This is a genomic window from Falsigemmobacter intermedius (assembly GCF_004054105.1).
Taxonomy (GTDB): domain Bacteria; phylum Pseudomonadota; class Alphaproteobacteria; order Rhodobacterales; family Rhodobacteraceae; genus Wagnerdoeblera; species Wagnerdoeblera intermedia.
Genome location: NZ_SBLC01000074.1, coordinates 1 through 5,588 on the forward strand (window position 1 = coordinate 1; position 5,588 = coordinate 5,588).

Sequence of the window (5,588 nt, forward strand, 5' to 3'; positions counted from 1 at the left end):
CCGATGGTCTGCCGCTCTATCGGCAGGAAGGTATCTATGCACGTGACGGTGTCGAACTGGAACGCCGTTTAATGGCGCAATGGATGGGTCGGCTCGGTTTTGAATTGGATATCCTGGCCGATCACCTCTTTGCCGAGGTGAAAAAGGGCGAACGTATTTTTGCGGATGAGACCACACTCCCCACCCTGAGGCCGGGCAGCGGGGCTGCCAGAAAGGCCTGGCTTTGGGCCTATGCCCGCGATGATCGCCCCTTTGGGGGCCAGGCTCCGCCCATGGTCGTCTATCGTTTTGAAGACAGCCGATCCGGTGACTGCGTTCGTCGCCATCTCGGTGGTTACAGCGGCATTCTCCAGGTGGACGGATATACCGCCTATACCAAGCTGACCCGCAAAGACGGTGGCAATGACGGCCCTCGGTTGGCAGGCTGCTGGGCACATAGCCGACGCAAGTTCTATGAGCTTCATGTGGCGGGCATCTCAGAAGTGGCCACCGCCACGCTGGAGATGATGGCAAAGCTCTGGGAAAATGAGGCGGCTATCCGAGGCTGTGCGCCGGACATACGCGCAAGCGCCCGGCAGACGGCCTCTGCTCCGATCGTCGAGGCGCTCTTTAACCTGTGGCAGAACACGCTGGCCCGGATCTCCGGAAAATCAAAACTGGCCGAAGCCATCCGCTATGCCATGACCCGTCGCACCGTCTTCGAACGCTTCCTCCGGGATGGACGCGTCGAGTTGGACTCCAACATCGTCGAGCGGGCCATCAGACCGCAAACAATCATCCGTAAGAACAGTCTCTTTGCCGGATCCGATGGTGGCGGGCGGACATGGGCAACCATCGCCACACTCCTGCAGACCTGCCGCATGAACGACGTCGACCCCACCGCATGGCTCACCCAAACATTGCAGCGCATCGCGAACCAATGGCCAAGTTCGGACATCGACGCTCTGATGCCGTGGAATTACCGCGCCTGAACGGTCTCGGCTCCCCGCTTACGCAATGGTTTCTGCGTATCCGTCCGGTGTCGGCGCTCTGACGGCGTGATGGAGTGCCTGCTAGATGTCCACCATTGATAGTGGACATCTTGAGGTGGGTGATGGCGGGCAAGAAAGGCCAGAAGAAGCGGGTCTGGTCAGACGATGAGAAGCTGTCGATCTGCGCGCAGGCGCGGGTTTGCGGTGTCTCGGTTGCGCAGGTTGCGCGGCGATATGCGATGAACACCAACCTGATCCACAAATGGCTCCGCGATCCTCGGTTTGCATCAGAGGATCAGGCTGCGGATTTGTCGGTGCCTGAAGGGGCAACCTTTCTTCCAGTCGAGGTTGCGGGCATGGAGCCTGTCTCGGTAGCACCTGTTTTGCCCACCTCTTCGACAGGTTCCATCACCGCGCAGCGTGTGGACATCACGTTGTCGGATGGTCGGCGGATATTGGTGGAGGGTGCCACCGCGCTGTCAGCGATCGTGGCGATGGTCGAGGCAGTGGCGCAATGATCCCGGTGCCAAGCAACACGCGGGTATGGCTGGCGGCCGGCGTCACGGACATGCGACGCGGTTTCAACACGCTGGCGGCACAGACGGAACAGGTTTTGGCCGAGGATCCGTATTCGGGCCACATGTTCGTCTTCCGTGGTCGCCGGGGTGATCTTTTGAAGATCATCTGGTGGGATAGCCAAGGGGCCTGCCTGTTTACAAAGCGGCTGGAACGGGGCCGGTTTGTCTGGCCTGCTGCCAAGGAAGGTAAGATCAGCCTGAGCCTATCACAACTATCGATGTTGCTCGAAGGGATCGACTGGCGGACCCCACAAAAAACCTGGCGACCCCTGGTCGCGGGGTGAGGCAAACCACCAACAAAACATAGGTTTATATGCAGTTTTGCGTTCCCTCGTAAGAGGCGATCCTGTATAAATTATGCCATGCTGGAGGCCTTCAAATCCCTGCCTGAAGATCCTGATGAGCTGCGCGCGATCAGCGTGCAGATGGCCCAGCATATCCAGTCTCAAGCCTACCAGATCGAGAAGCTGAAGGCTGAACTTCATGGTCACCGCAAGGCGTGTTTTGGCGCAAAGTCAGAGGGTATAAACCAACTGGCGCTTGATCTGTCAGAGGACGATGAGATCGCGCAGGCCGCAAAGGATCAACACACTGGGCATCCACCCGGTGATGAAGAGACCCCAAACAACAAACGCCAGCACAGCCGCAAGCCGCTGCCAGATCATCTGGAACGGAAAGATGAGGTCCTGTCACCCGGTGAGGCATGCGCCGGATGCGGCGGCACCCTGCGCCAGGTGGGCGAGGATATCACCCAAGAGCTGGATTATATCCCAGGTCACTTCGTCGTGCGCCGGTTCATCCGCCCCCGCATGGCCTGCACCTGCTGTGAAGCCTTCGCCCAAGCCCCGTTGCCATCCCGCCTGATCGAGCGCGGGCGACCCGGACCCGGCCTCGTGTCGCACATGCTGGTCGGCAAATATTGCGATCATCTGCCGCTTGAGCGGCAATCCAAGATCTACGCCCGCGAAGGGGTTGATTTGCACCGCTCCACGCTCAGCGACTGGGTCGGGCGCACGACGGCGCTGCTGGAGCCTCTGGCCGAGCATATCGGCAAACTGGTCCGTGCGGGGCCAGCCCTGTTTGCAGACGACACCCCTGTAAAGCTGCAGGTGCGCGCCAACACCACAAAGACCAAAACGGCCCGGCTCTGGAGTTACGTCCGGGATGAACGTCCGTGGTGCGGGGCAGCACCCCCCTGCGCCTGGTATCAGTTCAGCATTGATCGAAAGGGCGAGCACCCCGCCAACCATCTCGCGGGCTATACTGGCACGGTCCATGCTGATGGCTTCGCCGGGTTCAACGGCTTGTTCGGCAAGGGCAAGGCTGACGAACAGGCCTGCATGGTCCATGTGCGCCGCAAATTTGTCGACGAGGTCGAGCGCACCGGTTCCCCCATTGCCCAACAGGCGATCAAACAGATTGCACAGCTCTATGCTGTGGAGAAGGAAGCGCGTGGGAAATCCCCGGAAGAGCGCGTGGCCCTGCGGCAGGCCAAGGCCAAGCCGGTCTTTGACGCGTTGGAACTCTGGCTGCAGACGCAGCTGCGCAAGATCTCTGGCAAAACCAAGCTGGCCGAAGCGATCCGCTACGCCTTGAACCGCATGCCGAAAGCGCGCGGCTATCTCAGCGATGGGCAGCTCGAGCTGGACAACAACACCTGTGAGCGGTCGATCAGACCAATTGCGACGCTGGTTTCATTATGCACTCCATATTCAAGTGTCTGTAAACATTGGAAGCGTGTCCGTGTCGGTGATGCGACACGGGCGATGTTTTCGGGTCGCGGCAATTTTGACCGCCTCCGACGCCAAGTCATTGGCACGGATCTGATAGGGCGCTCCGGAGACAACCTGCTCGGCGGAAAGGGTGCCGGATTTAATAAGGCGACGTATCACATGGTTAGTGACGCCTAACGTTTTTGCGGCCTCGGTCATGGTAAGCCATTCGCCATCCTTTTCAGCAGATCGATAGGCGTGGATTTCGCGAACGCGGCGAACTGAGGCGACGCGGTGCGCAGTCCAGGTCTTGCCTTGCCCAGTGGGCATGCCCATCCGATTGAGTGACGCGGCGATATGCTCGTCAGACCAACGGCCGGCCATGCTGCGCATGACCGCCAAGGCCTCATCACTTGTCGCAGAACCGTGTTCCCCGGTTCGGGGTTTACGGACGCGCAACTCTGAGTGCTGGCCGCCCCGCCAGTGGATCGTGAGGACGACGTCGCGCACTGCATCATCGACATCGACGATGATGTCGGCGATCAATGTCCGCAGCAGCTGCTGACGCGCGCGCATCGTCACATCAGGCGCATTCCAAGCTGCCGACAGGTTTTCTGCCATGTCGGCAAAAGCAGACGGATCGACTTCAATGGCCGATGCACAGTCCGTCGGTTGTCGTGCTTCCAGACCCTGCACACGGCGCAACGCGATTTCCCAGTTCTTCTCTAACTGGGCAGCGATCAGACGGTTGTCAGGATCGCAGGCAGCATAGCGACGCTCGGCAAGACCGGCCTCGTAGCGGGCCTGCCGCAGTTCCAGATCAAGGATCTGACGTTGATCATCCTGTCGTTTCCGATGCATCCGCTCTGCCTCGAATGCGGCTTCGATCGCCAAGGGTTCTACTGCGCGCAACAGTTCACGCGCAACAGCCGCGTCGACCCGGGGGCCGCCGAAGGTCATGCACCGGGGCAGACCCATCATCAGGTTGGGCTTGTCACAGCGATAGACGGGACGGCTCTGTGGCTTGCCGGTATAGGCGACCGAGAGCCGCCGTCCGCACCGGGCACATGTCATCATGCCCGACAGCAGCGCCCTGCCTCCGCGGCCAGATTTTACCCCACCGGCGCGACCGTAGGTGTTTAGTGCCAACTGTTCCTGATTCCGTTCGTAATCATCCCAACTGATGTATCCCTCGTGGTGGTCCCTGATAAACACGTCCCAAGTGCCTACCGGTTTACTGTGGCCATAGCTTCGCCGAGCGCGCCCATCGATGATGGAGGTCCGCTTCTCGCTTTTGCCGTAGACGTAAACACCTGCGTAGAAAGGGTTCTTGAGCACGGAGATCACGTTGCGATAGCGGATTGGCATCCATTTGAAGCTGGTCATCCGCCCCTCATCCGAAGGCCGGGGGAAATGGATCCGGTCGGCAGACATCGACAACAGGACCTGTCGCGCGCTGCCCAACTCACCGAAGCGGGCGAAGATGAGCCGGATGACCTCCTGTAAACGCAGATCGGGATCGAGCCCCAGCCCAAAATCCCGGTGCCAGATGTAGCCAAACGGGACTGGCAGGCGCAGCTCGCCCCGTCGCGCCTTTGCTTTGGCGGCATCGAGCATCCGCGTCCTGAGCACGCCGAGCTCGAACTCGCTGATGCTGCCTTTCATGCCGAGAAGCAGACGGTCGTTGGGATGGCAGGGATTATAGATACCATCATGGTCAATGACACGGGCTTCGACGAGGCCGCACAACTCCAACAGATGGTGCCAGTCCCGGCCATTTCGCGCCAGCCGTGACGCATCCTGGCACAGGACAGCCCCCACCTTGCCCGCGCACAACCACGCCACCAGTCGCTCAAAACCGGGGCGCGCCACCGTTCCGCTTGCGGAACGCCCGAGGTCTTCGTCGATCACCGTGATATCCGCGAACCCATGCTGGCGTGCGATGTCCACAAGATCATACTGGCGCCGCTGGCTTTCCAAATTGGTCATCACCTGAGACTGTGTCGACTGGCGCACATAGACGACAGCCTTGCGCTTCAGGAGCTGTGTGGGGATCAAGTCAACGCTGCTCATCGTCAAGCTCCTCCACAATCAGGCCCGCCGCCTGCATCAGAATTTGGGCAAGTGTCATTGTCGCCTCCGCCCGCTCTATGTCCTTCATCCCGTCGATCTTGCGAGGCTCGAACGCCAGGCTCAGCTGCCTGCCCGAGCACGGCATCGGCGTGTTGTGCTGTCTCATCAACGTCCTCCCTTGCGACTCCACATTGAGTAATGCGCGAAAGTTGGTGATGGGCTGAGGGGCGGCATATCATGGCGGTGTTGAAGAC

5 protein-coding genes and 1 pseudogene are annotated in these 5,588 nt (G+C 60.1%); 4 read left to right on the forward strand and 2 right to left on the reverse strand.

Going from position 1 to position 5,588, the window contains the following annotated elements; translation table 11 throughout:
- From tnpC (EP867_RS18550) to tnpC (EP867_RS18565), 4 genes are all read left to right on the forward strand, one after another.
- Window positions 1–971, forward strand: a 971-nt coding sequence (gene tnpC / locus EP867_RS18550; RefSeq protein WP_128490939.1) for an IS66 family transposase, incomplete at its 5' end; no start/stop codon positions are given.
- A gap of 122 nt (window positions 972–1,093) precedes the next feature.
- Window positions 1,094–1,489, forward strand: a complete 396-nt coding sequence (tnpA, locus tag EP867_RS18555) for an IS66-like element accessory protein TnpA (RefSeq protein ID WP_128490940.1) — start codon at window positions 1,094–1,096, stop codon at window positions 1,487–1,489.
- Window positions 1,486–1,833 (forward strand): IS66 family insertion sequence element accessory protein TnpB, encoded by a 348-nt coding sequence (tnpB, locus tag EP867_RS18560; RefSeq protein ID WP_128490941.1) that lies wholly within the window; start codon window positions 1,486–1,488, stop codon window positions 1,831–1,833. Before tnpA ends, tnpB begins: the two co-directional genes overlap by 4 nt.
- Window positions 1,834–1,911: 78 nt before the next feature.
- Window positions 1,912–3,459: an IS66 family transposase gene (tnpC, locus tag EP867_RS18565; protein ID WP_241656971.1), complete on the forward strand. Its 1,548-nt coding sequence runs from the start codon at window positions 1,912–1,914 to the stop codon at window positions 3,457–3,459.
- On the opposite strand, the pseudogene EP867_RS18570 reads toward tnpC (EP867_RS18565), so the two are convergent.
- Both EP867_RS18570 and EP867_RS18575 read right to left on the reverse strand, forming a co-directional pair.
- Window positions 3,415–5,334 (reverse strand): annotated as a pseudogene (locus EP867_RS18570) (recombinase family protein); the annotation flags it as partial. The gene tnpC (EP867_RS18565) and the pseudogene EP867_RS18570 sit on opposite strands and share 45 nt — an antisense overlap.
- Window positions 5,321–5,500: a hypothetical protein gene (locus EP867_RS18575; RefSeq protein ID WP_128490943.1), complete on the reverse strand. Its 180-nt coding sequence runs from the start codon at window positions 5,498–5,500 to the stop codon at window positions 5,321–5,323. The gene EP867_RS18575 and the pseudogene EP867_RS18570, both read right to left, overlap by 14 nt.
- Between the last annotated feature and the right edge of the window lie 88 nt (window positions 5,501–5,588).